Below are 26,388 nucleotides of genomic sequence, written 5' to 3'. Positions count from 1 at the left end.
TCCGAAAGAGCGAGTGAGAAACGAGGCGTGATGCCCGCGCGCCCGCCGATCGGAAGGGACCATGGCGGCATCCAGGCGCTCGATCGCGCCTTTCTCATTCTGGACGTCATGGCGGATGCCGGTGGTGAAGCCAAGCTGACCGAAATCGCAGCGACCGCCGGGTTGAATGTCTCGACCTGCCATCACCTGATCTCGACCCTGCACAATTGGGGCTATGTGTCGCGCGGCGCCAACAGCCGAAGCTACGTGCTGGGATCGCGCATCCTTCACCTCAGCGCAGCCTGTCTGCGGCAAGTGGATTTGCCGCGGCGCGCGCAAAGCTTCCTCGATCGCCTGAACGACCAGACCAAGGAATCCGTTCAGCTTGCGATCATGCAGGACACCAATCTGGTCCACATCCTGCGCCGCGAGTCCCGGCATGCCGTGCGCGTCGATGCGGGCCTCGGTGGAAATGCCGGCGCGGCGCACGCGACTGCGACGGGCAAAGCGATCCTGGCGTGGCTGCCGCCGAACGAACTCGACCGGATCGTGGCGGACAAAGGACTGACGGCGTTCACACCGCACACCATTACCGACATCGAGGCGCTGAAAGAGGAAATGCGGCTCACGCGCCGGCGCGGCTATTCGATCGATCGCGAAGAATTCCGGCCTGGCGTCATCTGCCTTGGGGCTGCGATCCGCGATCATGCCGGGGCGGTGGTCGGCGCCATCAGCGTGTCGTGTCCCGCGTTTCGCGCCACCGAGGAATATATCGATGAACTCAGGGTTCATCTGATCGCTGCGGCCGACGAATTGTCGGCCGAGCTTGGCGCGCCCGGCGCCATTTTGCAGGGACCAGCCAAGAGCATGGCGGCGGAATAACGAGAGCATTCAGGAGCGAAACCCATGTACGAGCCCGATCACGTCAAGACCTCGCCCGATTTTCCGATTCCGGAGACGATGCGGGCTTGGGTGCTTGGCGATCCTGACCAGTTGACGCTGACCAAGAAGCCGGTGCCGGTGCCGAAGCGCGCCGAAGTTCTCGTTCGCATCGATGCGGTGGCGATTTGCGCGACCGATCTCGAAATCATTCATCACGGGCCACCCGCGTCGATCCTGGGCGGCATGCCGTTCAACAAGAACTTCACTCCGGGCCACGAATATATGGGCACGGTGGTCGCGCTCGGGCAGGGCGTCGACGAATACAGGATAGGGCAGCGTGTCACGGTCGAGATTCACGCCGGATGCGGCCAGTGCAAGCGCTGCCGCGAAGGCATGTACACCGCCTGCCACAACTACGGTCTGAACTACGGCGACGTCGACAAGGGACATCGCGCCAACGGCTTTACGACCGACGGCGGCTTTGCCGAATACGCCATCAACAACATCAACACGCTGGTTCCGATCTCCGACGAGATGTCGGATGAGGAAGCAACGCTCGTGGTGACGGCGGGCACGGCGATGTACGGCCTGACCGAACTCGGCGGCCTCGTGGCCGGTGAGAGCGTGGTCGTGACCGGCCCCGGTCCGATCGGGTTGCTCGGCGTCGCGGTGGCAAAGGCGCTCGGCGCCAGTCCGGTGATCCTGACCGGAACGCGCGACAATCGCCTTCAGATCGGCAAGGAATTGGGCGCCGACTACGTCATCAATGCCAAGAAGGAAGATCCCGTCGAGGCCGTGCGCAAGCTGAACGGCGGCAAGGGCGTCGACTATGTCGTCGAGTGCTCCGGCGCGCCGGAAGCGGTCAATGAAGCCGCGCGCATGGTCAATCGCGGTGGCCGCATCTGTCTCGCGGCTTTCCCGGGCAAGCCTGCCGAAGTCGATATCGCCCATATCGTGCGTAACAACATCTATGTCTATGGCATCCGCGGCGAAGGCAAGAGCGCAACCCATCGCGCCGAAGCCTTCATGGCGCAGAAGCGCTTCGATGCGACCAAAGTGCACACGCACACCTTCGCGCTTGATGATCTGCCGACTGCGTTGAAATATGCCCGCGAGCGTATCGAGGATGCGATCAAGGTTGTGGTCAAGACCCACGGTCACGCCGCCCTCAGCCGCGTGGCCGCGGAATAAAGCAGGCGGATTCAAAGGCGGAAGACGGCGAAGCCGTCTCGTGTTCGGGGTTGCGGAGGAAAAGCAATGACCGCGTTCGAGATCGACCGTCCGTCCTCCGGGATGTCTCGTGCCGATGCCAAAGCCGCCGCGCCGAGCGTGCCGTTTTATCGCAAGCTTTACCTGCAGGTGTTGATCGCGGTCGCACTCGGTGCGGCGCTAGGTTACGTCGCTCCGAATTTTTCGGTCAACCTGAAGCCGTTCGGCGATGCCTTTGTGAAGGCGATCAAGGTCGTGGTGGGACCGATCATCTTCACCACGATCGCGCTTGGCATTGCGAAAATGCGCGACATTCGCCAGGTTGCCAATGTCGGCGTCAAGGCGCTGATCTATTTCGAGATCGCATCGACGCTGGCGCTGATCATCGGAATGATCGTCGGCAACGTCTGGCCAATCGGGAAGGGCCTTAACGCCGATCCGGCCGCATTCGATCCCAAGGCGGTAGAGGCCTACACCAAGGTCGCCAAGGATTCCGGCCTGACCGAATTCCTGCTGTCGATCATCCCGAATTCCTTTGTCGAGCCCTTCGTCAAGGGCGACATCATGCCGGTTCTCTTTGTGGCGCTGCTGATGGGGCTGGGCTTGAGCCTGGTGCAGGATCGCGGCAAGCCGGTCGTGGTCTTTATGGAAGCGGCGGCGGCGGCGCTGTTCGGCATGGTGCGGATCATCATGTATTTCGCGCCGATCGCGGCCCTCTGCGCCATGGCCTTCACCGTCGGCAAATACGGCCTGCGCACCTTGCTCGACCTCGGCCAGCTCGTCGCTTCGGTCTATATCGTCAGCATCCTGTTCGTCCTGATCGTGCTCGGCGGCTTTCTCCGGCTTTCGGGTTTCGGCATCGGCCGCGTCCTGAACTATTTCAAGGACGAGATCCTGTTCGTGTTCGCGGCGACGTCGGCGGAAACCATGATGCCGCGTTCGATGCAAAAGCTCGAGAAGCTCGGCGTGTCCAAGGAAGTCGTCGGCCTGGTGATGCCCGGCGGTTTTTCGCTGAATATGGACGGCACCGCAATCTACATGACGATGTCGGTGTTGTTTCTGGCGCACGCCTTCAACGTTCAATTGACGATCTGGCATCAACTGAGCGTGCTGTTCGTGATGTTGTTCACCTCGAAAGGAGCGGCCGGCGTGACCGGCGGCGGCTTCATTGCGCTTGCGGCGACGCTGCCCGTGGTCGACGCCGTGCCGGTCGCCGGCATCGCCTTGCTGCTCGGCGCCGACCGTTTCATGGCGCAAATACGCGCTGCAACCAACCTTACGTCCAACATCATCGCGACGCTGGTCGTGGGCCGCTGGGTCGGCAGCATCGACGTGGCGGCGGCGGATGCCGAGCTGAAAGCCGGATTTGCTGAAGACCCTGACGGAGCAGGCGAGGGTGCTGGCCGCACGGTCTAACGCCGCAGCGACCTTCCGTCAGCCCGCCGGCCCCTCAATATGGATCTGCCCAGCCCGCAGCCCAGACAAGCGCCAGCCGCTGGCCTTCGGTGACCTGCTCCAGTGACATCTTCTGGGCAACCGCGTCGCGAAGCCGCTGATAGAAGTCGCGTTCGCGACGCGACGCCCTCGCGGTCGCGAGGTCGAGCCATTTGTAGGCAAGGATGAAATCCTGCGGAACGCCGTGGCCCTTGTCATAGCTCAGGCCAAGCCTGGCTTGGGCGAAAGCATCGCCTCGTTCGGCGCCACGCCGGTAGAGATCGGCGGCAGCGATATAATTTTGCGGCACGCCGAAGCCGTTTTCATAACGAAAGCCGAGCCGCCCCAACGCCCGGGCATTGCCGTGCGTCACCACAATCGGTTGGGTCGGATAATAGACGTGATCGCCGGCAAAGCCGTGGGTCGAGGCAAGACAGGCCAAGGCTAAGGCGGGGAGGACTTTATTGAAGGCGCTGGGCATAGGGACTGCTCGCACTAACGGTGCCGCGCAGCTTGGAGCGAAGTTCTTCGGCAACCGTGTGCGCGTCCGTGCCGTCGCGAATGATCTGAGGACGAATGAAGATGATCAACTCGGTGCGCGACTTCGTATTGTCCTGGCCCGAGAAAAGATTGCCTAGTCCTTCGACCTGGTCCAGCACCGGAATGCCGTTCTTGTTTTCGTTCTTCTGGTCCTGGATCAGGCCTGCGAGCAGTACCGTTTGTCCGTTGGCGACGGAAATGGAGCTCTTGACCTTCCGCTCCGAGATGGTCGGGGTCAGCGCCGTGCTGGTGTTGTTCGATGGCACGACGTTGCTGATCTCTTGTTCTATGTCGAGCCGCACACTGCCATTGGCGCTGACACGTGGTGCCACGTGCAGGATGATGCCGGTGTTACGATAGTCGACGGTGTTGACGACCGTGTTGTTGGTCGTCAGCACGGTCGCACTGCCGGTCGAGATCGGAACCTGGTTGCCGACCTGAAGCGTCGCGGACTGGTTGTTGACGACGACAAGCGACGGGTTGGACAGCACCTTGACGTTGGTCACGGTGTGCAGGGCATCGAGGATAAAATTTGGATTCGCTTCAGACCCGATCAGGAAATTAAAGCCGGGAAACGCGCGGTTGATCAGGGCGCTGGTGACCGTGCCGATGACGTTGCCATTTGCGTCGGTCGTGGAAGTGGTCGTCGGCGGGGAGGTGGCCTGGGTATTGAGGATCGAGCCTCCATTTTTGTTGATAAAGAATTGAACGCCGTACCGGAGTTCGTCGGTGAGGTCGACTTCGGCGATCGTGGCATCGATTGCGACCTGCAACTGCGGCTGATCGACCTGCTGCAATGCCGATACAATGATCCTGTAGTTGCTCTGATCGGCGTAGATCAGGAGCGAGTTGTTGACGACGTCAGGGGTGATCCGGACGTTTTGCAGCAGCGGCGCTCCGCCGGAGCCCGGGCCGTTTCCTTTGTCGAGCTGACCCAAATTGCCGTTGTTCGCACCGCCGGAGGCGCCGCCAAAGCCCGAACCGAAGCCTGAATTGTTGCGTGAGCCGAGGCCGCCGCCCGCCTGCGACGAGGAGCCGGCGCTGCTTGAGCTGCTGTTCGCACCGCTGCTGTTGTTGTTGTTGAGCGACAGGCGGTCGCCGACGCTGGCGGTGCCCGATCCCGGCGCGACTTGATTGTCGGCGCTGTCGAGCAGGCTCGAGGACGATCCGCCGCCGAACATGTCGTTCAGCACGCGGGCGATCTGTTTCGCATCGCCGTACTTGACCTTGTAGACGTGGACGCTGGTTCGCGTGCTGTCGGAACGGTCGAGCCGCCTGATCCAAGTCTCGACGGTGTGCAGCAGTCCGGGCTTCTTGGTCACCACCATGACGGCGTTCATGCGGGCGACCGGCTGCAACTTGACCAGGCTCTGGTTCAGGCCATTTTCGCCGGAATCCACGATCTTTTCGAGTTCGGCGATGAGCGGTTCGGGGTTGCTGTTCGCAATCGGATAGATGCCGATCGACTGGCCGCGCATCCAGTCGACATCGAAGCTCAGCGCGGTTTCGACGGCGGTTCGGCGTTCCGGTCCAGTGCCTTGAATCAGCAACAAATTCCGCGTCGCATCGGCGCGCACCACGCCGGGCTTGGTGGCAAAACTGTCCATCAATTTGAGCAGCGTCTGTGCCGACACATATTGCAGCGGGACCACCGAGACGCCGTATCCCGGCTCGGGGTTGGAGGCGGCCGCATCGACATGGCCGGCGCCGACTGCATCGCCCACCGGGCTCAGGCGATAACCCGATGTGTCACGAACCAGCACTACGCCGCTGATCCGAAGCGCATTTTCGAGAACAAAGATGATGTCTGACTTCGGCACCGGCCGCACCGAGACGAGGCTCACCGTGCCCTGCACCCGGGGGTCGATCGTATACCCCGTTTGGAGGATATCGCCGAGCACCACCTTGGCGACGGTTGCAACAGGCGCGTTGTCGAAATTCAGATCGAAGCCGTTTCCACCGCCGCTTCCGCCGGCGGAGGGTTGCGCGCGGGGCGCGGCGACGTCGGTTATTTCGGTGCCCTGGAACACGGCCGGCTGAGCCCGCGGACCGCTTGACGTCGTCGTACTGCCGGTCTGGGTCGGCGTGCGCGGCAGGATGTCGATCGACCGCACCTTGTCCATAACATCAATGTCTTGGGTGCTGGTGCCGCTGGAGCCGACCGTCGCAGGATTGCAGGACGTCAACAGGAGAACAGACGTCACCAACAAAGCAGCGCCGATACCGCGCCCGACCGAAAGGAACGGGCCGCCCTTGCCGACACTCGCCATGTTATCCAAACCTGTTTTACTTAACGCCCCCGGACCCCTTGGCAGGATCAGGCTTAATCGCGGTTCTTACCGTCCGAACATGACAGATTTAATTGAGCGGCGTGTTATCGGCAGGGAATTGCGGCCAGTGTGGCGGCGCTGACATTCCTTTCAGTTTCGCGGGCCACCTCTTCAAAAGGAACGTCAGCGTCAAAAGCCACACTGGAATCATATGGTTGCCAGTGTCCCTTTGGTTCTGAAACTCGTAAAAATGCTCGGCTCGCGAAAAGATGCGAATGTCAAATCCACCCCACCAGGCCGGACTTGTGAACGGCTCTCGGTGGCCGTTTCGTACGACTGTCATGTTTCCGATCAATAACCTCCTTGGTGACCGAGTAGCAGGCGAGCCGTGGCGCTATGACCGCGCTCGGCCGTATTCGTGCGTCCTCCTGGAAAACAGTGCAGCGACTGGAAACAGCTATGGCCAGCGACGAGTCCCTGCAATTTCTGGAGCACCTTCGCCGTAACGATCATCTGGTGAAGTCGGCGGCCGCCGGCGGCCAGCCGATCGAGCAGGGCGCCGGCTCGCGCCCGCAATCCAAACTTTGGGAGTTGACCAAGCTTTCAGCAGGCGACTTCGCCGACGAGGCGGCGCGGTTTGCGGGCCTGTCGCGTGTGACGCTTCAGGAATTGCTGTCGGCGCCTGCACTCAACGAGGCGTTCTCGCAACGTTTCCTGAGGGAAATGACGGTCTTCCCCTATCAGACCGCCGATGGCGCTGCTGCGCTAGCGGTCGCCGATCCGACCGACCGCGCCGCGCAACGCGCCGCCGAAATCGTGCTGCGCCGGGATGTCGCCATCATGGTGGCTTCGGTCGAAGATCTCTCCGTCGTGCTGGATCGCCGGCTTGGCGAAGACAATGCCGAGCCCGCGGATGCGGCCGGCGAGATCATTCTGCGCGAAGACGATATCGAGAGCCTGCGCGACCTTGCAAGCGGCGCGCCGGTGGTCCGGGCCGTCAACGATCTCCTGGAAAAGGCGGTCGAGCTGCGCGCCAGTGACATTCATATCGAACCGTTCCAGACCGGACTCGTGGTTCGCATGCGCGTCGACGGCTTGCTGCGGCCGGTCACGGCACCCGCCGGGGTGCTGCCGCAGGCGTTGATTTCGCGCATCAAGATCGTCGCCAATCTCAACATTGCCGAACGGCGTCTGCCGCAGGACGGCGCCGCGCGCCTTCGCGTCGGTCGCACCGACATCGATGTTCGCGTTGCCATCATGCCGATGCAGCACGGCGAATCCGCGGTCGTTCGTATCCTGCCAAAGGACCGCAACCTGCTGGTGGTCGACAAGCTCGGCTTTTCTCCGGCCCACGAAGTCAAGCTACGCCGGCTGTTGAAGCTGCCGCATGGCCTGATCGTCGTCACGGGGCCGACCGGCAGCGGCAAGACCACGACGCTTGCAACGGTGCTGTCGATCCTGAACGAGCCCGGCCGCAAGATCCTCACCGTCGAAGATCCCGTTGAATATGACATCCCCGGCGTCAACCAGGCGCAAGTGAAGCCCGCGATCGGACTGACCTTCGCGGCGGCGCTGCGTTCGTTCGTGCGTCAGGACCCGGACGTGATCATGGTTGGCGAAATTCGCGACAATGAGACCGCGCATGTTGCGATCCATGCGGCGCTGACCGGGCATCTTGTTCTGACCACGCTGCACACGGAATCGGCGCCTGCGGCCGTGCCGCGGCTGCTCGATCTCGGTGTCGAAGGATATCTGCTGCGTTCGACGCTGCGCGCGGTCGTGGCGCAGCGGCTGGTCCGGCAATTGTGCGAACGCTGCAAGACGCCGAAGGCGCTCGTTGATGCCGATATCGCCGAAGACCCCAGGCTCGGCGAGCTCGGCTTCCGCGCAGGTGAAGTCCTTCAATCGCCCTGCGGCTGCGAGCGCTGCGGCGGCACCGGCTATCGCGGTCGGCTCGGCGTGTTCGAGTTGCTCGAGATGACCGACGAAATCCGCTCGCTGATCGGCGAACGGACCGATGGTCACAAAATCGACGAAGCGGCGATCCGCGCCGGAATGACGACGATGATCGCAGACGGCATCGCGAAATGCCGCGCCGGTCTGACATCGCCGTCGGAACTGCTTCGCGTCACCACCGCGCGGTGAGGTCAGGATCGTGCCGAATTTCCGCTACCGGGCCCTGACGCAGAACGGAGAGATCGTGAATGGCACGCTCTCGGCGCCGACGGCTGCCGAGGTCGCCCGCCGTATCGAATATCTGCGCCTGTTGCCGATCGAAACCGTCGAGGACAAGAAGGCATCTGGGGGAGGCGGCGATAATTTCGGCTTCTTCGGCCGGCCAAGCCCGGCGGAGGTGACGACGTTCACGCGGGACCTCGCGCTGCTGCTGAAAGCCAGCGCTCGCCTTGACGATGCGCTCGAACTGCTCGCCAACGATGCCGATGTCGGCCGGCTTCGCCCCGTGGTCGCGCGCTTGCGGGCATCTGTGCTTTCGGGCGAAAGCTTTGCGGGCGCGGTTGCCGAACATCCCTCGCTGTTTCCCCCGATGTATGTCGCACTCGTCAAGGTCGGCGAGGTGTCGGGAACGCTCGACCAGGTGCTCGAGATGCTGGGCGCCGAACGCGCGCGCTCCGAGGCGATGCGCCGCAAGGTGACGGACGCGCTGCAATACCCGGTTTTCGTCCTGATCGCCGCGGCTTGCGTCATGCTGTTCTTTATTCTGTTCGTGTTGCCGCAGTTTTCTTCCGTGCTTCAGGACTTCGGCGCCAAGTCCGACACGGCGTTGAGCTTCTTCATCCGTCTGTCGAACTTCCTGCGGGCCAATGCGACGGTCGCGCTGCTCATCGCGGCCGGCACCATCATGGGCCTGTGGTGGCTGTTTCGCCGGCCCGGCACCTGGAGCGCGCTGGTTTCGCTCGTCGCGAAGACGCCAGGCATCGCCGTCATCTTTCAATTCTATCGCACCAGTCTTTTTTGCCGGAATCTGGCGGTGCTGCTCGGCAGCGGCGTCAATCTCACCTCCACGTTGCGCATTCTGGTCGACATCATGGCCGTAACCGGAAACGTGACGGTGTGGACGGTTGCGGCTGATCGCGTTCGCCACGGCGGCAAGCTTTCGGACGCGTTGCTGGCATCGAGCAACATGCCGCCGATGGCAATCCGCATGCTGCGGCTCGGCGAGGAGACCGGCCAGCTACCGGTGCTTGCCGGCAGGGTTGCCGAATTCTACGAGGCGAAACTACAGCGCAGCCTCGACCGCATCGTCGGCATCGTCGGGCCGCTCGCGATCATCACCATCAGCACCGTGGTCGGAGGACTGATCGTATCGGTCATGACCGCGCTGCTGTCGGTCACCCAGTTGGTTGGATAAAGCACAAGGATCAGATCACATGCGCAAACGCGTTGGCATTTTCTTCACCGCAAACGAAAAGCGCGAGCGCCGGCACAAGTCCGGTGAGGCGGGATTCACCCTGGTCGAAATGCTGGTCGTGATCACCATCATCGGCCTGATCATGGGTCTGATCGGCCCGCGCGTTCTCAACTATCTGAGCGAATCCAAGGTCAAGGCGGCGCGGATTCAGCTGCAGAGCTTCGGAAGCGCGCTCGACCTGTTCTTCCTCGACGCCGGCCGCTATCCATCGTCGTCGGAAGGCCTTGCCGCGCTGATGCAGCGGACGTCGGGCGTCGGCGCCTGGAACGGACCCTACCTGAAGGGCAACAGCCTGCCGAACGACCCCTGGAATCATCCTTACGTCTACCGCTCGCCCGGCGAGCACGGGCCCTACGAAATCATTTCCTATGGCGCGGATGGCCAGGAAGGTGGCAGCGGACTGGCCGCCGATATATCGAGCGAGAACCTCGTCAATGCCAAAAATGAATAAGGCCTCCGAGCGCGAGCGCGGCTTCACGCTGCTGGAAATGGTGTGTGTGCTGGCGCTGATTGCGATGCTGGCGGCTATTCTCCTGCCGTTCGTGCCGCGCCACACCACGCGTTCCCGCTTGCAGGCCTATGTGCTGCAAACGGCGGCCCTGCTGAAGGAAGACCGCAACGCGGCGATCCGGCGCGGCACAGGGGTCGCCACCCTCGTCGATCCCGGCAGTCGCGTGATCCGGTCGGGCGCCAGCGCGGACATGATCCGCATTCCGGACGATGTTCATTTCGAGGCGCTGTTGCCCCGCACCTGCAATCAACGCGAGGCGCTGTCGACGATCAGCTTCCTTGCCAGCGGCATGTCCTGCGGCGGCGCGGTAGCGCTGACGCGCGCGGACGTCGGTTATGAGGTCCGCGTCAACTGGCTGACCGGAAGGATCGAAATTGTTTCGAAGAACGCCGCCAACTGACGGCAGCGCCGCCGGTTTCACGATTCTCGAGGTGCTGATTGCGCTCGCGATCGTCGCCGTATCGATCGTGGCGATCGGATCGGTGATGTCGACGAACGTGCGCGGGGTACGCTCGCTGGAGCAGCACGTGACGATGATGCAGGCGGTACGGACCATCACGGCGACAGAAGTGCCGTCGCGCGAGAAGATCGGGTTCGGGACGTGGTCGGGCAGGACCAACGACCATCAATGGCGCATCGACGTCACTCCGATGGGTGAGGAATGGGCGGCGACCGGTTCGGACGTGCCCTGGATTCCGGCGCTGGTGAAGATTCAGGTTCGTTCGCCGTCGGGTGCCGTGACGGATCTCAAGACGGTCCGCCTGGTGCATGGACAGCAGCAATGACGGTATCGGCGGGCAGACGCAACGGCGAGGGCGGCTTTTCGCTGATCGAGAGCCTGGTGGCGCTGGCGCTCACGGGCCTCGTGCTGTCGGCGCTCGCCAACATCACCGCGCAGTGGCTGCCGAACTGGAATCGCGGCCTTGATCGCATTCAGCGCAGCGAAATGATCAGCATCACGCTGCAACGCATCGCCGACGACCTGGCGGCGTCGCAATATGTGCCGATCGGTGGCGGCGAGACCAAGCCGCTTTTCGCAGGGACCGAGCGGTCGGTCATTTTCGTGCGCACCGCGCTCGGCCCGAACGTCGGCCCGGGGCTCGACGTGGTGCGCCTGTCCGAGACCTCGGACCAGGGCGGCTTGGCCACGGTCCGCTCGCGAATGTCGTTCCGGCCGATGCCGCCGCAGCAGGCCTCCGATCGGCTTCATTTCGCCGAACCCGTGCTGCTGCTGCGCGCGCCGTATCAACTGTCGTTTGCCTATGCGGGCGACGACCAGGCATGGCAAAGCAGTTGGCAGGATGCCGAGAAGTTGCCGGCGAAGATCAGGTTGACCGTGCGCGATTCCTCCAACGGCCGCGCCGTCTCGACGGTCACCACCATTCACGTTCAGACGCTGGCGCAAGGCGAGTGCAAGCAGGCCGATGGAAAGTGCAACGATAACGGTCAGCCCGCCAACCAAAGCGGACAACAGGGCAATTCGCCGGCGGCATCGCAAGGCGGGGGCGGCGCAGGCCAGGGTGGTTCGCGATGATGTGGCCGGTCAGACAAACGGCGCCATCCGCGCAGCGCGGTTTCATCATCATTGCCGTGCTCTGGATTCTCGTGGCGCTGTCGGCGCTTGCCACGATCTTTTCAGTCTATCTCGCCAATTCCGCCCGCGCCCTCGGCGTGACCGATATCGACGTCCAGACCGAGGCATTGACGTCGGCCAGCCTCGAACTCACCGCCTATCAGTTGCTGCTGGCGGACGAAAAGTCGCGTCCCGCACAGGGCTCCTTTCGTTTCAAATTGGACAATGCGGAAGCGGCGGTCACCTACGCTTCCGAGGCGGCGCGGGTCGATCTCAACCACGCCCCGAAAGAAATGCTCGACGGCCTGTTTGAGGTTCTCGGCGTCGAACCGAAAGCGGCCGGCGACCTCGCCGAGCGGATCGTCGGATGGCGGACCGAACCCAAATCCAGTGCAGGGTCCAATACCCCCTCCGCTACAGCTCCAATCAAGAGCGACGATGAAGGGGCGCTCTACCTTGCCGCCGGTCTCAACTACGCGCCGAGGGGAGCGCCCTTTGCCCATGTCAACGAACTGAGCCTGGTGCTGGGCGCCACGCCCGCCATCGTCGAGCGCGTGCTGCCGTTTGTGACGGTTTTCAGCAAATCGGCCGATGTCGATGTGTTGCTGGCGCGGCCGGAAGTCATTGCTGCCTTGCCCGGCATGACGCCGGAGGTGCTCAACGATTTTCTGAAGCAGCGGCCGTCCTTGCCGCGCGACCAGAAGGCGATCGCGGCTGCGCTCGGCGCGGCAGCCAAGGACGGCGCGACCTTGCCGGATAGCAAGGTCTTTCGCGTCACAACGACGCTGCGGTTCAGTAACGGCCGCCGCGCCGCGTCGGAAGCCGTCATCTCATTGGGCAGTACCGAGGCTAAGGATGCCAAGGACGACAAGCCCAAGCAGCCCTACAGCGTATTGTCGTGGCAGGACCTGGCCGAGAGCGTGGTCCGGCCCTTCAGACAGGCAGGTGGATGATGTCCATGATATCAGATGCAAAAGCAGTGTTCGAAGAATGGATCTCGGCGGTGGCAGGCGCTGTCGAATCCCTGATCGGCCGCTACGCGCCACGGCCGCAGATCGAGCTTGCCGGCGAAAGCACCGCTGTCCTGACCGCGCGGCTGAAGTCGGCTCGAAAAGGCCCGCAGCTACCGGATGTTTCATTCCGGATTTCCAACGGCCGGCCAACTCCGCCCCTGTCGCCTGATTGGCAGGCGGCGTTTCGCGGCAGCCGCGTCGAAACTCAACTCGTGCCGGCTCACGTACTGTTCCGGCCGCTCGATTTTCCAAAACAAGCCACCGATTTTCTCGACGGCATGATCCGTACCCAGATCGACCGGCTGACGCCGTGGTCGGCGGAGGAGGCGGCTTTCGGCTGGAGCGCCCCGTCGCCGTCCGGGCAGGAGCGAATTGAGCTGACGCTGGCGGCGACGTCAAAGCAGGAGATCGAGCCGCTGGTTCAGTTTGCAAGCGGCCTCGGCGCGCAATCGCTCACGGCCTTCGCCGTCCCTCCTGCCGGCAACGGGCAGGAAAAGATCAAGGTGCTGGATCAATCGTTGCGGGGCGCGGCCTTTCACGGGCTCGACACGCCGCGCACCTTGCGCGTCGTGCTGCTGTCGGCCGCAGGCGCGGTCGCGATCTTGCTGCTGGCGGGCCTCTATTTCGGCGACAGCCTCGATTCCGAACAGCAGCAACTGGTGCAGCGGATTTCGCAGCGGCGCGCCGCGCTCCGCCTTGGCCCCGACGGCGGCTCGGCGGTCGGCTTGCTCGCCAAGCGCAAACAGTCGAGCCCCTCGACAGTCATCGTACTGGAGGCGCTGTCGAAGGCCTTGCCCGACGGCACCTATGTCACCGAGCTTCGGATCGATGGCGACAAGGTTCAGGTGGTGGGCATGACGCAGGACGCGCCATCGCTGATCCGCCTGATCGAGAAGTCGCCGCAGTTTGCCCGCGCGACGTTCTTTGCGCCGACCACGCGCGCACAGAACGCGCCCGGCGAGCAGTTTCACATCGAAGCCCGTATCACGCCATCCTTTGGATCGAGCACATGAATCTCGCCGCCACGATACGAAAATCGCTTGTGGGTTCGCCGATCATCGCAGGCGCGGTTTATGCCGGTCTTGTGGTCGCGTTGCTGATTATCGCCGCGAACTCGCTGATCGATCTCTACAACCAGCGTGCATCGGTGGCCGCGTCTGCCGCGATGCTGGAGCAACTGGAGGGCCGCAAGCCGCTGACGGCTGACAAGCGAGCCGGTGAAGCCGGCGCGCCAACCGGTTCGGCCTTTCTCGAAGGCGCCACCGTGACGGTTGCCGGCGCGGCCCTTTTGCAGCGCGTCGCGGCCGCCGTGACCAAGGCGGGCGGCAACGTGCTGTCGTCCCAACTTGACGTGCAGGGTGGCCCGAATGCCAAGGCCGGTTTCGTCAGCATGGTGGCAAACTGCGAGCTCGAGCAATCGGCGCTGCAATCGCTGCTGTACGATCTCGAAGCGGGAATGCCGTTCCTGTTCGTCGACCAGCTCGACATCCAGGTGGCGACCGCAGGTGAAGGCAAGTTGCGGTTTCTGCTCGGCGTCTCCGGACAGTGGCAGGGAGTAAAATGATGACACGCAAGCTCGCCATCCGGCTTCTGGTTCTTGCGTTGCCGTTATGCGCGGGCGCTTCGGCAGCAACCGTCGTTTCCGATACCGCGCTCGACGATCAGAGCGAGGGTTCGAAGGCGAGCGCTTCGGTTCCGTCGACCTGGAGCGAGCCCGCCACGACGGTCGTTGAGGTTACCATTCCTCCGTCCACGCCGGGCAGCCCTGCCGCCGAACGCCCGCTCAGCGCCAATCCGCTGTGGGGGATGCCGCTCAAGCAGTTCACCGTGACGCGCGAACGCCCGATCTTTTTGCCGTCGCGCCGCCCGCCGGCACCGCCGGCATCCGCGGTCACGGTGGCGAAGGTGGTTGCGCCGCCCAAGCCGAAGGAGCCTGAACAGCCGCAACTTTCCCTGGTCGGTACGATCTCGGGCGATGACGCCAGGTTCGGGATCTTTGTCGATCAGGCGACCAAATCCGTGCTTCGGCTGAAGGAGGGCGAGGATTTTCAGGGCTGGCAGCTCCGATCGATCCAGAGCCGGGAAGCGTCATTTCAGAAAAACCAGCAGACGTTCGTCGTCGCCTTGCCGCAGCCGGGCCTTTCGCAACCGTCCATCGCGGTGCGCAGCGAAGCGTGGTCGCCCAACTCCGAGACCGGGACGGTGACGCAGGTCAATACGCGCCACCGCGAGCGGTAAGTATCCGTGCCATCAGAAGCTAAATTGCTGAAAGGCCGCGGTCACGAGCAGGCCGATCGCGAGAAACGGCCCGAACGACATCGAGGTCTGGGCCGTCAGCGCGCGCCCCGAGAGCTGTACGGCGCCCACGCAAGTCAATGCGGTGATGGTTGCGACCAGTAACAGCATCGGAATGCCGGCGACCCCGACCCAAATTCCGGCCGCGCCCAGGAATTTGACGTCGCCAAGTCCCAGGCCCTGGATGCCTCTGAACGCAAAATAGAGCCGCCGCAACAGCCAGAAGACCGCACCGATGATCACGCCTTCGCCAAGCGCCATGGCGGCGTCGGACGTATCTCCAGCCAGGAAGATCCTGAGCACGCCAAGCACGGCGATCGCAAGATTGAGCCAGTCAGGGATGATGCCGTGACGGATGTCGATCCAGGCGATGACGGCGCAAAGGGCGCACAGCAATGCAAACGGCAACACGATGGCCATCGGTAAGTCCGGTCGAACGGCGATCAGTTACCTCTAGCAGAGAGTTGCAGCGAATGAAAACGTGCCTCGCGGCTGGTATCTAGTGGTCTGATTCTAACATTCGCATCCCATCCCAGCAGGCACTTATGCGAATGTTAGAATCAAAGGACCACTAGCAAATATATGTTTCTAGTGGAGTTTAGGATTTGACATTCGCTTTGTGAACTTGCGGCTGGGTGGGTAGCGAATGTCAAATCCACTCCACTAGTTGAGCAGCCGTTGCAAAGTAACCGCCTGTTCTCGCGTATAAAGCGCGATGGCGGTGTGGCTATAGGCCAATTGGGCGCCGCTATCGGCGATCTCTTTCAGGATCGCGTCGCCTTTGATGACGTGCAATCCAAGACCTTCGTTGGCGGGATATATGCCCAGAACGACATCATGGGCATGAAAGACGGCTTTCAACGCCAAAACCTTGTCTTCAGACGAGCCAATGAAATGTCGGGTCTGGGCTGCGAGCTGACGCAGTTCTTCAAACTCAGTCACCGTGTACTCCAACGCAACAAACTGCGCGTTACAATCGCACGATAGACTTACCGAAAACTAAACCCCGCGATCAAAGCCTCGAAACAAGCTTCGCGCGATCAAGGTGTGGCCGAACTTGGGCAGCATTTACGGCCCTAGCCGTCGTACTGCTCCGGCCCCATCGCCCACAGCCATTGATCGTGTCCGGCGGCAAAGTTGCGGTTGTTTTGTCCCGGATTGCGGTTGACGAGCGGGCGCATGAACATCGGATGGGTGGCGCTGCGCACCTCGTGCTCGATGGTGAAGAGCTTTTTGCCGCTGGCGAGATCGACGATGTCGCGGAAGCGGTATTGATAAGGATTGTCTTCGCTGTAGATCAGATTGCGTTCGGCGAGCGCGCGATGCGGTCCCGAAAAATTCGTGATGTAGATCTGGACGTGATGGCCGTCATATTCGCCCTGCGGCTTGTCGGTCTCGCGGAACACGAGGTGCTGGTTCTTGCCGACTTCCACGGAGGCCGACGTGCCGTCGCCGTTCTTGAGCCGGGCCGGCATTCCCATGATCCTGGGATAGAAGTCACAAATGCCCTTGGCGTGGCCTGTGGGAACATCGAATTCGACAAAGGGAATGCCGAGCGTGATGCGTCCAAAGCGTTCCGCGTCCGGCTCGAAGCAGCGCACGCGATTGCCCCACGGACAAATCGCCTCGACATAGTCGTTGTGTTCCCGATACGAGAATTTCGTTCCTTCGAGCCGGGAGGTGACGGACTTTAGCCGTTCGAGCAGCGCCTTGCGTCCGGAAATGACGATCGCGGTGGCGCCGCGCAGCACCTGCGCCTCACCGCTCGGCAGGTGGAACTGGCTGCGGCCGACATTGATCCACATGTTGTCGTCGGACGTCATCAGGTAGGGATCGCGTGTCAGGCCTAGCCCGGAAACATAGAACAGCGTCGCGAGGCGTTGATCGGGCACCTGCACGTTGACGTGTTCGAGATGAATCGAGTTGCCGAGGTCTTCGGCGGCGCGGTCGAATTTGTGCTGCATGGCGGCGTTTCCTTGACGGCTTTCCGACATCATAAGCGCCGCTGCGTCCCGCGCCAACCATTCAATCCCGCTACAATTTTCACCCCTTCGAAAAGCCGCTTACCACCAGCCGATTGAGGCGGCCGGCGAACGCGGCCGGATCCTCCGGCAACTCGCCGTCGAGAATCTGCGCCTGTTCCAGCAACAGGAAGGAGAGATCCGCCGCATCGGCGCCGGCCTTCGGGATCGCCGTCACCAGCGGGTGGTGAAGGTTGATTTCAAGAATGGGTTTGGCGCCGGCGCCGCGGTTTTGCCGCGCCAGCAGCCGTTCCAGTTCGCGATCGGGGCCGTGACTGCCGGCGACCAGGCACGACGCGCTCGTCGTCAGGCGCTGCGAGGCGCGCACGTCGCTGATGCGATCGCCGAGGTTCAGCTTGATCGCTGCGATGATGTCAGCTTCGTCCGTGGCGGATTTGCTCTCGTTCCTTTTGCTGTCGTCGAGCAGCGGTATCAGCGAGAAGTCGACATCGCCCTGGCTCAGCGACTTCAGCGGCTTGCCTTCGAAATCGAGCGGCGCCGATGTCCAGAATGCGTCGACCGGATCGGTCAACAACAAGACCTCGATGCCGCGCGCGGTTGCCGATTCCAGCTTGGGATTGCCCTTCAGCCGCTCGATGCTGTCGCCGGCCAGGAAGTAGATCTCGGTCTGGTTCGGCTTGAGATCGGCGACATATTGCCTGAGCGTTCGTTTTTCGCCTGCCGTGGTCGTGAAGCGCGACAGCGCCAACAGCTTCTCGCGCCGCTCGAAGTCTTCGTAAATGCCTTCCTTGATCACGGGACCAAAGGCATCCCAGATTATTTCGAAATTCTCCGGCTGCTTGTCGGCGAGCATCTCAAGTTCGCCGATGATGCGGCCGGTCACCGCTTTGCGGATTTGTGCGAGCTGCGGATTGTTCTGCAACATCTCGCGTGAAAGATTGAGCGGCAGGTCCTCGCTGTCGATCACGCCGCGCATGAAGCGCAGGTAGGCCGGCAAGAGATCGGCATCGTCGGTGATGAACACGCGCCGCACGTAAAGCTTGACGCGTGCCTTTCGTTCGGGATCAAACAGATCGAACGGCTTGGTGGAGGGTGCAAACAGCAGCACCGCGTAGGAATATCGCCCTTCGGCACGATAATGCAGCGTCATCGCCGGCTCGTCGAAGGCGCCGGCGATCGATTTGTAGGCCTCTTTGTAATCGTCCTGCGTCAGCTCGGATTTCGGCCGCTGCCACAGCGCGCTCGCCGAATTGATCTGTTTGGCCTCGCCCTTGTCGTCGACCAGTTCGATCGGGAACTGGATGTTGTCGGAATAGGCGCGGACGATGCGCTCGATCTCGTAGGCTTCGAGATATTTCGCGGCGTCCTTCTTCAGATGAAGCTCGATGCTGGTGCCGCGCCCGGGTGTCCGCGCGTCGTTCAATTCCGCAGACGCGATCTCAAAGCCAGCGCCGCCGGCCGACGACCACGTCCATGCTTCCTCGCCGCCGGCACGACGGCTGGTAACGACGATGCGCTCGGCCACCATGAAGGCCGAGTAGAAGCCGACGCCGAACTGGCCGATCAGGCCGAGGCCGTCCTTGGCATCCTTCAGGCGCGAGACGAAGGACTTGGTGCCGGAACGGGCGATGGTGCCGAGGTTGTCGATCAGTTCTTGCCGGTCCATGCCGATGCCGCTGTCGGCGATGGTCAGCGTGTTGGCGCTCTTGTCCGGGGTGATGCGGATCTTCGGCGCCTCGCCATCGCCGATCAGCGCCGGGTTGCTGATCGCCTCATATCGCAGCTTGTCGCAGGCATCGGAGGCGTTCGAAATCAGCTCGCGCAGGAAGATATCGGTTTCCGAATAAACCGAATGCACCATCAGGTTCAGAAGTTCGGAGACCTCGGCCTGGAAAGCCTTGGTCTCAACGGTCGGGTCGGCAGCAGTCGTCATCTGAGGCTCTCGGGAATTCTCAAGGAAAACCCCGATATAGCGGGCCACGATTCAAGATCAAGCGTTTAAGGGCTCTCGTCGGCCGGCTGCAATCCAGCCATGGGGTAGGTCTTGCGCTCGCTCAAATAGCCGACCAGCGAGGTCTTGATGCTGGCGACGTGTTCGCGCATCAGCATCTCCGCGCGCCAGGGTTCGCGCGCCATTACCGCTTCGAAAATGCGGTGATGGTCGTCGTGGCGGCGGCGGACGTCGTGATATTCGAACACCACGATGTTGCGGGTCGAGGACACCGGCACGTGATGGCAGATGCGGATCATCTCGCTCAGCATGCGGTTGCCGGCGGCAGCCAACAGCCCGTCATGAAAATCGCCGTTGATGTCGCGATAGATCGTGAGATCGCCGGCCTCGAACGCGCCGCGTTCCAGCAATTTGTCACCGGCCGCCAAAGCGCGCTCGATGATTTCCCGCTCTTTCGCAGGCAATCCGCGCTCGGCGGCAAAGCGAACGGCGACGCCTTCGAGCGCCGCGCGGATATCATAGGCGTCGACGATGGCGGGGAGAGGGAATTCGCGCACCGTGAAGCCGCGGTTCGGCGCGTAATCCAGTAGCCCTTCGCCGGCGAGCGCCTGCAAGGCCGCGCGCACTGGCGTGCGCGACACCGAAAGCGTCTTCGAGAGCTGGACCTCGTTGAGCCGCTCGCCGGCGCCGACCACGCCGTGGAGAATGGCTTCGCGAACGCGGTCCATCACCGACAGCGAGCGGTTGCCGGCGCGCGCGCCGCCCGCCGTGCCTTCAGCCGTTTGGTCCATCGATTCCGTCATCTCGGAAGGGGTTCGCTTTGCCAATGTGTATACACTTTGGAGAATTATATCAGAGCCTGAGGCTGAAAATCCAGAGTTTATGCCCGCTATTTTCCCTCTTGAGTACGTACACTTTCGAAAGTGTATGTAATCTCTATTGACTCGCTTTCCGCTTTGTCGAACCATGCTGTCCAATAAAAGTAAGGGTTTGGGTGAGGTCGATGGTGCAAAGCACGTCGGAAATCAGCGAAAACGCCATCGAGTTGATCACCGCGGACCGAAACCCGCATTACGAGCCCTTCGGCTGGCATCATTGGCCCGAACATCCTTGGGCTTCCTATCAATTCCGCCGTGGGCTGGGCGAGAGCCAGGAAGGCGGCGGTAGCGTCAGCGAAATCATGCAAGCCGGGTCGCGGATGATTCCGGGCGATCTCGAAAGCTGGCATGTCGAATGGATGCGGATCGCCGACCGCAACTGGACGCGCGGCCTCGCCGAGGAAACAGCTGGCCACATCCGTACCGCGATGAACTGCTTCCTGCGCGCGGCGGATTACTATCGTCAGGCCGAATTCCATCTCGATCCCGACGATGCGCGGCGGCTGCCGACCTTCGAGAAGATGGAAGCCTGCTCGCACAGGTTCATCTCGTACCTGAACCCGCCGGGCGAGGTGGTCGATATCCCTTACGAACCGGGCAAGCCGATCTGCGGCTATTTCATTCGCGCGCCGTTCCCGGGCAAGAAGCTACCCGTGCTGATCTGCATGGGCGGGCTGGATTCCATCAAGGACGAGATGTGGTTCATGCAGGCGCATGGCTGCCTGCAACGCGGCATTTCGGTCCTGATGATCGACGGGCCGGGGCAGGGCGGCACGCTGCGGCGGCACAAGATCTATACGCGCCACGACAGCGAAGTGCCGATCGGCAAATGCATCGATTGGCTGGAAAAGCGTGACGATGTCGACACCACGCGGATTGCGGTGTGCGGCTCGAGCATGGGCGGCTATTACGCCGCGCGCGCCGCCTGCTACGAGCATCGGCTGGCGGCCGCGATTTCACATGGCGCAATCTGGTCGGTGCATGACATGTGGGGCACCAAGGGCGATGACTTCGGCCTCGCGATGCATATCCGCTGGGTGTTCGGCGCCAAGTCGATGCACGATGCCCATGAGCTGATGAAGCCGTTCACCCTCAAGGGTCATCTTGGACACATGAAATGCCCGTATCTGGTGCTGCATGGCGGCCACGACGTGCTGACCGTCACCGCCGCACGCTCTACCTACGATTACGCCAAGGCAAACGGCGTCGATGCGAGCTTGCGTATCCTTGATCCCGAGGAGACCGGCGCCGAACACTGCCAGCACGATAATCCCACGATCGGCCAGGAAGTGCTGGCCGACTGGCTTGCGGATCGGTTCGGTATCGACCAGCGTGCCCTATTGAAGACTTCCATCAATCCTCTTGTGTGAGGCGTGTCATGAAATCAGCCAACAATCTCGGCGTCGACCATCCCAAGGCGGCCGTGGTCGCCATCGACCTGCATCGCGGCCATCTCGACATGTCGGTGGCGACGATGCCGACGACGCCCGATGTCGCAGCGCGCGTCCTCGCGGCCAACAAGCGGCTGTTCGACTGGTGCCGCAGCGTCGGCATTCCCGTCATCCACCAGGTGACGTCGTATCGCGATGTCGAGGAAATTCGCGTCAATCCGTTCTGGCGCAGCCGCGCCGAGGAACCAGGTAACACGCGCAAGAACGCGATGCGGCACAACATCATCGGCGGCCCCGGTTGCACCGTGATGCCGCAAGTGCTGGATTCGCGTGATTTCATCGTCAACACCAAGAAGCGCTACGACTGCTTCCTTGGAACCGACCTCGACTTCCTGCTGCGTTCCCACGGCATCAACACGCTGCTGATCACCGGCGTGAACACCAACTCCTGCGTGCTCGCCACCACGACCGCGGCCAATGTGCGCGACTATGCCGTCATCGTCGTCGAAGACTGCGTCGACAGCATGGACGGGCCGGAACTTCATGCGGCGGGACTTGCGTGTATTCGCACCGCTTTTGGCTCGGTCATGAACACCGACGAAGTGATGGCGCTCGAAGGCCTTGCCCCGCGCAAGCCCAACGCCGCATGATCCAACTGTTTTCCTGAACTGAACCAAGAGTAGCCCGCCATGACCGGTCCCATGCTTCCGCGCGAGCGCGCCGAATATTCCGCCATCGTCGATCGTCCGCCGCTGAAACTGCCCGGCGGCGCACGCATGATCGTCTGGACCATCGTCAACCTCGAGGTCTGGGATATCTCCAAGCCGATGGCGCGGCAGGTGCTGCCGGCGCCGACCGGTGTTCCCTTGCTGCCGGACGTGCCGAACTGGAGCTGGCACGAATATGGCATGCGGGTCGGCGTATGGCGGTTCTTCGATCTCTACAAAAAGCTGAACATCGCGCCGACGCTCTCGATCAACGCGCGCGTCTGCGAGGACTATCCGCGCGTGGCGCAACAGGCCAAGGACGCCGGTTGGGAGTTCATGGGTCACGCCTATGAGCAAGGGCCCATCCATAAAGAGACCGATCAGAAGGCGATGATCGTGCGCTCGATGAATGTGATCGAGAAATTCACCGGCAAGCGGCCGGTCGGCTGGCTTGGCCCCGGCCTGACGCAGACGCTGGAAACGCCGGAAAATCTGGCGGAAGTCGGCGTCAAATATATCGGTGACTGGGTCTACGACGACGAGCCGACGGTGATCCGCACCGAAAAAGGCCCGCTGGTGACGTTGCCTTACACGGTCGAGCTGAACGACATTCCCATGATGCTGGTGCAGCACCACGACAGCGACCATCTGCTTCGTCGCAGCATCGACAGCTTCGACCGGCTCTATGCCGAGAGCAAAGACCGGCCGAAGATCATGTCGATCGCGATCCATCCCTATATTTCCGGCCAGCCGTTCCGGATCAAATATCTCGAACAAATCTACGACTACGTGAACAAGCACGAGGGCGTGGTGCACTGGAACGGCGAGCAGATCCTGGAATGGTATCAGGGCCAGAAGAAATGAGCGGCCAGGCTCCGCATGCGCTGCCGACGGTAGCTGCGACCGAGGCGGCGGTCGCGGGTGGCGGCACTTTTCCCGTTCGCCGCATTTATTGCGTCGGCCGCAACTACCTCGACCATATCCGGGAAATGAAGGAAGCCGACGAGCGCGATCCGCCGTTCTTTTTCCAGAAGCCCCGCGATGCGATCGTGCTCGATGGCGCGCGCGTCGCCTATCCGCCGTTCACGTCGAACTTCCAGTTCGAGGTCGAGCTGGTCGTGGCGCTCGGCAAGGGCGGCCGTGACGTCGCGGTCGAGACAGCGAACAACCTGATCTGGGGCTATGCGGTAGGCATCGATTTTACCCGCCGCGACCGCCAGTTCGACGCCCGCGACATGCGTCTGCCCTGGGAAGTCGGCAAGAGTTTTGACGCCTCCGCACCCTGCGGGCCGATCGCGTGGGTAGCCGATCCCGAGCGCTTCAGGGATTGTGCGATTACGCTTGCCGTCAACGGCGAGGAGCGTCAGCGCGGCAATATCGGCCAGATGATCTGGAGCGTGCCGGAAGTCATCGCGCAATTGTCGAAGCAGGTCCGGTTAGAGGCCGGCGACCTCATCTATACCGGAACGCCGTCCGGCGTCGGTCCCGTCGTGCCGGGCGACCGGATCACCGCGCATATCGACGGATTGCCGTCACTGACCGTCACCATCACGCCACCAGAGAAATAATAAAATGCAGCCGACCGAACGCATTTCCTATTCGCCGATTACAGAACGCCCGCCGCTGAAATTGCCCGATGGCAAGCGCATGGCGGTCTGGGTGATCGTCAATGTCGAGGAGTGGGACATCAACTCGCCGATGCCGCGCACGGTACTGACGCCACCGGCCGGCGGTTCGCCGTCGCCGGACATTCCGAACTGGGCCTGGCATGAATACGGCAACCGCGTCGGCTTCTGGCGTTTGCTCAAGACCTTCGACGATTTCAAGCTGCCGGCGGCGCTCGCGATCAACGGCTCGGCAATCGACGGGTATCCGGCGATCGTCAATGCCGCGAAGCAGCGCAACTGGGAATTCATGGGCCACGGCTTCACCCAGCGCAACATGCAGAAGGTGGAGAACGAGCGCGAGGACATCCGCAAGACCGCTGAAGTCATCGAAAAGGTGACCGGCAAACGCCCGCGCGGCTGGCTTGGCCCCGGTCTCACCGAAACCTGGGATACGCCGGACCTGTTGAAGCAGGAAGGCTATGATTACGTCGCCGACTGGGTGCTCGACGATCAGCCGGTATGGCTCAAGACCAAGACGACCCCGATCGTCAACATTCCCTATACCCAGGAATGCAACGACGTCGCCATGATGCTGATCCAGCATCACAAGGCCTCCGAATATCAGGATCGTGCGCTCGATCAGTTCGAACAGATCTACGAGGATGCGGCCGATTCCGCGCGCATCATGGCGCTGGTCATCCATCCCTACATCATGGGCGCGCCGCATCGCGCCAAATATTTCCGCCGCATCTTCGAGGTGATCCGGCAGAAGCCGGACGTCGCCTTCATGACCGGCGAGCAGATTCTGGACTGGTACCTCAAGACCGGACCGAAAGCGCCATAAGGGCTGAAATCAGAGGATGAGCACCTTCCAGCTTCTCAACGGATTGACCTTCGCGGCGTTGCTGTTCGTCGTCGCGAGCGGCTTTACGCTGATTTTTGGATTGTTGCGCATCGTCAATCTTGCCCACGGCGCGCTTTATCTTCTTGGCGGCTATATCGGCTTTGCGGTGGCGAGCCGGACCGGCAGCTTCGCGCTTGGCGGTCTCGGCGCGATGGCCGCGATCGCCGCGATCGGTTTCGTGCTCGATCAGGGCTTGCTGCGTTTTGTCCGCGGCAACGAGCTGCGCCAGGTCCTGCTGACCCTGGGCTTTGCGTTCGTGGTCAACGACATGTCGCTGGTGATCTGGGGCGGCGACAGCTTTACGGTGCCGATCCCGCAGATGCTGAAAGGCGGCATGCGGGTGTTTGGTACCTTCTACCCGACCTATCGGCTGTTCGTGCTGGTGACCGGGATCGTCGTCTTTGCCGGTCTGTGGCTTCTGTTGAATCACACCCGGTTGGGCGCGCTGATCCGCGCCGGCGTCGATGACGCCGAAATGGTCGAAGCCTCCGGCGTCAACATCCGCCGTGTCTTCCTGGTGACGTTTCTCCTCGGTTCGGCGCTGGCCGGCCTCGGCGGCTTGATGGGCGGCGCGTTCCTGTCGCTTTACCCGTCGGCGGATGCCGAAATTCTCGTGTTTAGTCTGGCCATCGTGATTATCGGCGGCCGCGGCAGCCTTGTCGGCGTCGGCGTCGGCAGTCTTCTGGTCGGGCTTCTCAATACGCTCGGACAGGTGATGTTCCCGGAGTTGGCCTACTTCGTGATCTTCGGTCCGATGGCGTTGCTGCTCGCGTTTCGTCCCCTTGGCCTGTTCGGACGGGCGGCCACGACATGACGGGCGTGGGATCAGATCAGACGAAAATCGCCGGCATGACCGGCCGCGCGATTCTCCTCGTTCTCATCGTGCTGGCGATCGCCGGTGCGCTGCCGTTTGTTTTGTCTAACTATCAGGTCGGGCTCGCGACCGAGATGCTGATCTTCGGCATGCTCGCAATGTCGATCGATATTCTCGCGGGCTTTGCCGGACGCACCTCACTTGGTCATGGCGCGATTTTCGGCGTCTCCGGCTATGTGGTGGTCTACGCTTCCGCGCAGGCCGGCCTGCCGCCGGCGGTCGCCTTTGTGCTCGGGATCATCGCGGCCACTCTCGTGGCGATCGTCTTTGCGCTGCTCGCAGTGCGCACATCCGGCGTCTATTTCCTGCTGCTGACGCTTGCGCTCGGCATGATCGTGTGGGGCATCTGCCTGCGCTGGACGCAGGTGACAGGCGGCGAGAACGGCATGCGTGGCGACGTGCGGCCGGCCATTCTGGTCGGGCATCGCGCGTTTTACTGGGCGGTGCTGGTCGTGACCATGTTCGTCAGTTACGCGATGTGGCGCTTTGTCCGCTCGCCGTTTGGCCTGACGCTGCTCGGCATCCGCGACAGCGAAAGCCGCATGAGGAGCCTCGGCTATAACGTGCCGCTGCATCTGTTCGTCGGTTTTGCGGTGTCCGGCTTTTTTGCCGGCATCGCCGGCGCGCTCTATGCGATGTTCAACAATTTCGTCAGCCCGTCGACGGTCGCCCTCGCGCAATCGGTTGAGGGCGTGTTGATGATGATCGCGGGTGGCGTCGGCACGCTGTTTGGCGGGTTCGTCGGGGCTGCCGCCATTATCACGCTCGAGAATGTCGTCAGCGCCTATACCGAACGCTGGCAGACCGTGCTCGGGCTGACCTTCATCGTCATCATGATCTTTGCGCCGGAAGGCATCATCGGCACGCTGCGCGGCATTCTAGTGTCCCGATTCCGAAGTTCGTCACATTCCACGGAGCCACGTTTCGAACTTCGGAATCGAAAGGACGCTAGTTGATT

At 62.2% G+C, this 26,388-nt stretch carries 27 protein-coding genes; 20 read left to right on the top strand and 7 right to left on the bottom strand.

What is annotated here, in order from left to right; translation table 11 throughout:
• Positions 1-30: 30 nt before the first annotated feature.
• The 3 genes from BUA38_RS03170 to dctA all read left to right on the top strand — a co-directional run bounded on the left by BUA38_RS03170 (position 31) and on the right by dctA (position 3,486).
• Positions 31-861, top strand: coding sequence for an IclR family transcriptional regulator (locus tag BUA38_RS03170; protein WP_244553180.1), 831 nt, complete (start codon positions 31-33; stop codon positions 859-861).
• 24 nt (positions 862-885) lie between these two features.
• Positions 886-2,052, top strand: a complete 1,167-nt coding sequence (locus BUA38_RS03165; RefSeq protein WP_072816667.1) for a zinc-dependent alcohol dehydrogenase — start codon at positions 886-888, stop codon at positions 2,050-2,052.
• A gap of 66 nt (positions 2,053-2,118) precedes the next feature.
• Positions 2,119-3,486: a C4-dicarboxylate transporter DctA gene (dctA, locus tag BUA38_RS03160; RefSeq protein WP_072816666.1), complete on the top strand. Its 1,368-nt coding sequence runs from the start codon at positions 2,119-2,121 to the stop codon at positions 3,484-3,486.
• A gap of 34 nt (positions 3,487-3,520) precedes the next feature.
• Here the strand turns inward: dctA and BUA38_RS03155 are convergent, their stop codons facing one another.
• Both BUA38_RS03155 and gspD read right to left on the bottom strand, forming a co-directional pair.
• Entirely contained in the window at positions 3,521-3,985 is a 465-nt protein-coding gene (locus BUA38_RS03155; RefSeq protein WP_083587421.1) for a tetratricopeptide repeat protein, read from the bottom strand.
• Positions 3,966-6,314 carry a type II secretion system secretin GspD gene (gene gspD / locus BUA38_RS03150; RefSeq protein ID WP_172805968.1) on the bottom strand — a complete coding sequence of 783 codons (2,349 nt, stop codon included), beginning with the start codon at positions 6,312-6,314 and terminating at the stop codon, positions 3,966-3,968. Before gspD ends, BUA38_RS03155 begins: the two co-directional genes overlap by 20 nt.
• Positions 6,315-6,773: 459 nt before the next feature.
• On the opposite strand from gspD, the gene BUA38_RS03145 reads away from it, so the two are divergent.
• Genes BUA38_RS03145 through BUA38_RS03100 form a run of 10 tightly spaced genes read left to right on the top strand, consistent with a single transcriptional unit; the run spans position 6,774 to position 15,079 of the window.
• Entirely contained in the window at positions 6,774-8,459 is a 1,686-nt protein-coding gene (locus BUA38_RS03145) for a GspE/PulE family protein (RefSeq protein WP_072816664.1), read from the top strand.
• A gap of 10 nt (positions 8,460-8,469) precedes the next feature.
• Positions 8,470-9,684 carry a type II secretion system F family protein gene (locus tag BUA38_RS03140; RefSeq protein ID WP_072816663.1) on the top strand — a complete coding sequence of 405 codons (1,215 nt, stop codon included), beginning with the start codon at positions 8,470-8,472 and terminating at the stop codon, positions 9,682-9,684.
• A gap of 19 nt (positions 9,685-9,703) precedes the next feature.
• The gene (gene gspG, locus BUA38_RS03135; RefSeq protein WP_083587420.1) at positions 9,704-10,195 is read left to right on the top strand and encodes a type II secretion system major pseudopilin GspG; all 492 of its coding nucleotides are present in this window, start codon (positions 9,704-9,706) and stop codon (positions 10,193-10,195) included.
• Entirely contained in the window at positions 10,179-10,655 is a 477-nt protein-coding gene (locus BUA38_RS03130; protein WP_072816662.1) for a prepilin-type N-terminal cleavage/methylation domain-containing protein, read from the top strand. Before gspG ends, BUA38_RS03130 begins: the two co-directional genes overlap by 17 nt.
• Positions 10,630-11,040, top strand: coding sequence for a PulJ/GspJ family protein (locus BUA38_RS03125; RefSeq protein ID WP_172805967.1), 411 nt, complete (start codon positions 10,630-10,632; stop codon positions 11,038-11,040). Before BUA38_RS03130 ends, BUA38_RS03125 begins: the two co-directional genes overlap by 26 nt.
• Positions 11,037-11,789: a PulJ/GspJ family protein gene (locus tag BUA38_RS03120; RefSeq protein WP_072816661.1), complete on the top strand. Its 753-nt coding sequence runs from the start codon at positions 11,037-11,039 to the stop codon at positions 11,787-11,789. Before BUA38_RS03125 ends, BUA38_RS03120 begins: the two co-directional genes overlap by 4 nt.
• Positions 11,786-12,781, top strand: coding sequence for a general secretion pathway protein GspK (locus BUA38_RS03115; RefSeq protein ID WP_072816660.1), 996 nt, complete (start codon positions 11,786-11,788; stop codon positions 12,779-12,781). Before BUA38_RS03120 ends, BUA38_RS03115 begins: the two co-directional genes overlap by 4 nt.
• 5 nt (positions 12,782-12,786) lie before the next feature.
• On the top strand, positions 12,787-13,854 hold the full coding sequence (locus tag BUA38_RS03110) for a PilN domain-containing protein (RefSeq protein ID WP_083587919.1): 1,068 nt from the start codon (positions 12,787-12,789) through the stop codon (positions 13,852-13,854).
• Positions 13,851-14,405 carry a type II secretion system protein GspM gene (gene gspM / locus BUA38_RS03105; protein WP_072816659.1) on the top strand — a complete coding sequence of 185 codons (555 nt, stop codon included), beginning with the start codon at positions 13,851-13,853 and terminating at the stop codon, positions 14,403-14,405. The genes BUA38_RS03110 and gspM overlap by 4 nt, the downstream gene beginning before the upstream one ends.
• Positions 14,405-15,079 (top strand): hypothetical protein, encoded by a 675-nt coding sequence (locus BUA38_RS03100; protein ID WP_072816658.1) that lies wholly within the window; start codon positions 14,405-14,407, stop codon positions 15,077-15,079. Before gspM ends, BUA38_RS03100 begins: the two co-directional genes overlap by 1 nt.
• A gap of 12 nt (positions 15,080-15,091) precedes the next feature.
• Here BUA38_RS03100 and BUA38_RS03095 read toward each other — a convergent pair whose 3' ends face one another.
• The 5 genes from BUA38_RS03095 to BUA38_RS03075 all read right to left on the bottom strand — a co-directional run bounded on the left by BUA38_RS03095 (position 15,092) and on the right by BUA38_RS03075 (position 19,860).
• Positions 15,092-15,556 (bottom strand): prepilin peptidase, encoded by a 465-nt coding sequence (locus BUA38_RS03095; RefSeq protein ID WP_072816657.1) that lies wholly within the window; start codon positions 15,554-15,556, stop codon positions 15,092-15,094.
• 243 nt (positions 15,557-15,799) lie between these two features.
• Positions 15,800-16,078, bottom strand: a complete 279-nt coding sequence (locus BUA38_RS03090) for a hypothetical protein (RefSeq protein WP_072825781.1) — start codon at positions 16,076-16,078, stop codon at positions 15,800-15,802.
• A gap of 134 nt (positions 16,079-16,212) precedes the next feature.
• On the bottom strand, positions 16,213-17,100 hold the full coding sequence (locus tag BUA38_RS03085) for a hypothetical protein (protein WP_072825780.1): 888 nt from the start codon (positions 17,098-17,100) through the stop codon (positions 16,213-16,215).
• Positions 17,101-17,179: 79 nt separating this feature from the next.
• Positions 17,180-19,051 (bottom strand): molecular chaperone HtpG, encoded by a 1,872-nt coding sequence (htpG, locus tag BUA38_RS03080; RefSeq protein ID WP_072816656.1) that lies wholly within the window; start codon positions 19,049-19,051, stop codon positions 17,180-17,182.
• A 65-nt stretch (positions 19,052-19,116) separates the two neighbouring features.
• Positions 19,117-19,860 (bottom strand): GntR family transcriptional regulator, encoded by a 744-nt coding sequence (locus BUA38_RS03075; RefSeq protein WP_172805966.1) that lies wholly within the window; start codon positions 19,858-19,860, stop codon positions 19,117-19,119.
• 212 nt (positions 19,861-20,072) lie between these two features.
• Between BUA38_RS03075 and BUA38_RS03070 the strand changes: the two genes are divergently transcribed.
• From BUA38_RS03070 to BUA38_RS03040, 7 genes are read left to right on the top strand one after another with little or no spacing between them, the layout of a single operon-like run.
• Positions 20,073-21,317 carry an alpha/beta hydrolase family protein gene (locus BUA38_RS03070; protein ID WP_072816655.1) on the top strand — a complete coding sequence of 415 codons (1,245 nt, stop codon included), beginning with the start codon at positions 20,073-20,075 and terminating at the stop codon, positions 21,315-21,317.
• Positions 21,318-21,325: 8 nt separating this feature from the next.
• Complete coding sequence (locus BUA38_RS03065; protein WP_072816654.1) at positions 21,326-21,988, top strand: cysteine hydrolase family protein; 663 nt, start codon at positions 21,326-21,328, stop codon at positions 21,986-21,988.
• A 39-nt stretch (positions 21,989-22,027) separates the two neighbouring features.
• Positions 22,028-22,909, top strand: a complete 882-nt coding sequence (locus tag BUA38_RS03060; RefSeq protein ID WP_244553179.1) for a polysaccharide deacetylase family protein — start codon at positions 22,028-22,030, stop codon at positions 22,907-22,909.
• Positions 22,906-23,613 (top strand): fumarylacetoacetate hydrolase family protein, encoded by a 708-nt coding sequence (locus BUA38_RS03055; RefSeq protein WP_072816653.1) that lies wholly within the window; start codon positions 22,906-22,908, stop codon positions 23,611-23,613. Before BUA38_RS03060 ends, BUA38_RS03055 begins: the two co-directional genes overlap by 4 nt.
• A gap of 4 nt (positions 23,614-23,617) precedes the next feature.
• Positions 23,618-24,496 carry a polysaccharide deacetylase family protein gene (locus BUA38_RS03050; RefSeq protein ID WP_072816652.1) on the top strand — a complete coding sequence of 293 codons (879 nt, stop codon included), beginning with the start codon at positions 23,618-23,620 and terminating at the stop codon, positions 24,494-24,496.
• Positions 24,497-24,512: 16 nt separating this feature from the next.
• Complete coding sequence (locus BUA38_RS03045; protein ID WP_072816651.1) at positions 24,513-25,370, top strand: branched-chain amino acid ABC transporter permease; 858 nt, start codon at positions 24,513-24,515, stop codon at positions 25,368-25,370.
• Entirely contained in the window at positions 25,367-26,386 is a 1,020-nt protein-coding gene (locus tag BUA38_RS03040; protein ID WP_072816650.1) for a branched-chain amino acid ABC transporter permease, read from the top strand. The genes BUA38_RS03045 and BUA38_RS03040 overlap by 4 nt, the downstream gene beginning before the upstream one ends.
• Positions 26,387-26,388: the final 2 nt, after the last annotated feature.

The sequence above is a fragment of the Bradyrhizobium erythrophlei genome (assembly GCF_900142985.1).
GTDB lineage: Bacteria > Pseudomonadota > Alphaproteobacteria > Rhizobiales > Xanthobacteraceae > Bradyrhizobium > Bradyrhizobium erythrophlei_B.
Note: the sequence above shows the minus strand (reverse complement) of the source record. Positions and strands in the feature narration are given on the sequence as shown.

Coding starts and splice junctions, on each gene's coding strand:
- htpG (WP_072816656.1), bottom strand. CDS start 19,051: ATGACGACTGCTGCCGACCCGACCGTTGAGACCAAGGCTTTCCAGGCC.
- BUA38_RS03095 (WP_072816657.1), bottom strand. CDS start 15,556: ATGGCCATCGTGTTGCCGTTTGCATTGCTGTGCGCCCTTTGCGCCGTC.
- BUA38_RS03065 (WP_072816654.1), top strand. CDS start 21,326: ATGAAATCAGCCAACAATCTCGGCGTCGACCATCCCAAGGCGGCCGTG.
- BUA38_RS03040 (WP_072816650.1), top strand. CDS start 25,367: ATGACGGGCGTGGGATCAGATCAGACGAAAATCGCCGGCATGACCGGC.
- dctA (WP_072816666.1), top strand. CDS start 2,119: ATGACCGCGTTCGAGATCGACCGTCCGTCCTCCGGGATGTCTCGTGCC.
- BUA38_RS03055 (WP_072816653.1), top strand. CDS start 22,906: ATGAGCGGCCAGGCTCCGCATGCGCTGCCGACGGTAGCTGCGACCGAG.
- BUA38_RS03085 (WP_072825780.1), bottom strand. CDS start 17,100: ATGCAGCACAAATTCGACCGCGCCGCCGAAGACCTCGGCAACTCGATT.
- BUA38_RS03070 (WP_072816655.1), top strand. CDS start 20,073: ATGGTGCAAAGCACGTCGGAAATCAGCGAAAACGCCATCGAGTTGATC.
- gspG (WP_083587420.1), top strand. CDS start 9,704: ATGCGCAAACGCGTTGGCATTTTCTTCACCGCAAACGAAAAGCGCGAG.
- BUA38_RS03145 (WP_072816664.1), top strand. CDS start 6,774: ATGGCCAGCGACGAGTCCCTGCAATTTCTGGAGCACCTTCGCCGTAAC.
- BUA38_RS03110 (WP_083587919.1), top strand. CDS start 12,787: ATGATATCAGATGCAAAAGCAGTGTTCGAAGAATGGATCTCGGCGGTG.
- gspD (WP_172805968.1), bottom strand. CDS start 6,314: ATGGCGAGTGTCGGCAAGGGCGGCCCGTTCCTTTCGGTCGGGCGCGGT.
- BUA38_RS03075 (WP_172805966.1), bottom strand. CDS start 19,860: ATGGACCAAACGGCTGAAGGCACGGCGGGCGGCGCGCGCGCCGGCAAC.
- BUA38_RS03130 (WP_072816662.1), top strand. CDS start 10,179: ATGCCAAAAATGAATAAGGCCTCCGAGCGCGAGCGCGGCTTCACGCTG.
- BUA38_RS03050 (WP_072816652.1), top strand. CDS start 23,618: ATGCAGCCGACCGAACGCATTTCCTATTCGCCGATTACAGAACGCCCG.
- BUA38_RS03155 (WP_083587421.1), bottom strand. CDS start 3,985: ATGCCCAGCGCCTTCAATAAAGTCCTCCCCGCCTTAGCCTTGGCCTGT.
- gspM (WP_072816659.1), top strand. CDS start 13,851: ATGAATCTCGCCGCCACGATACGAAAATCGCTTGTGGGTTCGCCGATC.
- BUA38_RS03100 (WP_072816658.1), top strand. CDS start 14,405: ATGACACGCAAGCTCGCCATCCGGCTTCTGGTTCTTGCGTTGCCGTTA.
- BUA38_RS03045 (WP_072816651.1), top strand. CDS start 24,513: ATGAGCACCTTCCAGCTTCTCAACGGATTGACCTTCGCGGCGTTGCTG.
- BUA38_RS03170 (WP_244553180.1), top strand. CDS start 31: ATGCCCGCGCGCCCGCCGATCGGAAGGGACCATGGCGGCATCCAGGCG.
- BUA38_RS03115 (WP_072816660.1), top strand. CDS start 11,786: ATGATGTGGCCGGTCAGACAAACGGCGCCATCCGCGCAGCGCGGTTTC.
- BUA38_RS03165 (WP_072816667.1), top strand. CDS start 886: ATGTACGAGCCCGATCACGTCAAGACCTCGCCCGATTTTCCGATTCCG.
- BUA38_RS03060 (WP_244553179.1), top strand. CDS start 22,028: ATGACCGGTCCCATGCTTCCGCGCGAGCGCGCCGAATATTCCGCCATC.
- BUA38_RS03120 (WP_072816661.1), top strand. CDS start 11,037: ATGACGGTATCGGCGGGCAGACGCAACGGCGAGGGCGGCTTTTCGCTG.